This window comes from Burkholderia sp. APQ4-4ca, assembly GCF_057837105.1.
This window is the reverse complement of sequence record NZ_JBYQCG010000044.1, coordinates 1-523: the sequence shown is the minus strand read 5'-3', so window position 1 is coordinate 523 and position 523 is coordinate 1. Positions and strand designations below refer to the sequence as shown.

1 pseudogene is annotated in these 523 nt (G+C 63.1%); it reads left to right on the top strand.

Going from position 1 to position 523, the window contains the following annotated elements:
- Positions 1–20: 20 nt before the first annotated feature.
- Positions 21–523, top strand: a pseudogene (locus AC3IFE_RS01590) (hemagglutinin); the annotation flags it as partial.

Here is a 523-nt window from a genome sequence, read left to right as displayed (position 1 = left end):
TCGCGCTCGGCGCGAACTCGGTGACCGCCGCGGCCACCCCGACGAGCAGCGCGACCGTCAACGGCGTGACGTTCGGCGGATTCGCCGGCGCCACGCCGGTCGGCACCGTCAGCGTCGGCGATCTCAACCAGGAACGGCAGATCACCAACGTCGCTGCCGGACAAGTAACCGCGACCAGTACCGACGCGATCAACGGCAGCCAGCTTTATTCCGTCGCCCAACAAGTCGGCACCGCGACCAGCGCCATTTCGTCGCTGTCGACGTCGACTTCGACGGGCCTGTCGTCGGCGAATAGCGCGATCACCTCGCTGTCGACTTCGACTTCGACGGGTATCAATTCACTGTCGACCGGCCTCAGCTCGACCAATAGCGCGGTAACGTCACTGTCGACCTCCACGTCGACTGGCTTGTCGTCGGCCAACAGCTCGATCACTTCGCTCTCGACATCGACTTCCACAGGTCTTTCGTCGGCTAACAGCTCGATCTCCTCACTGTCGACTTCGACCTCGACGGGCATCAATTC